This is a genomic window from Streptomyces katrae (assembly GCF_000966975.1).
GTDB classification, from domain to species: domain Bacteria; phylum Actinomycetota; class Actinomycetes; order Streptomycetales; family Streptomycetaceae; genus Streptomyces; species Streptomyces katrae.
Genome location: NZ_JZWV01000969.1, coordinates 1 through 201 on the forward strand (window position 1 = coordinate 1; position 201 = coordinate 201).

Consider the following 201-nt stretch of genomic DNA (forward strand, 5'->3'; position numbering starts at 1 on the left):
CCGCGAGGGCGGCGGCCCCGGCCATGGCCGCCCGCGCGAAGCGGCGGCGGCGCAGCAGGTCGGTGGGCCGGGCCTGGAGCACGCACGGATCGAACTCGGGGGAGGCGAACAGGGCGTCGTGCGCCGGGTCCCCGGACTCCGCGACCGCCGCCGCCGGGTCGGCCACCCCGGCCTCCGCCAGCACCCGCAGCACGTCCGGCT

The 201-nt window shown here is 81.6% G+C and carries 1 pseudogene; it reads right to left on the reverse strand.

Features of this window, described 5'->3' with window-relative positions:
• A pseudogene (locus tag VR44_RS30595) lies at window positions 1-201 on the reverse strand (hypothetical protein); the annotation flags it as partial.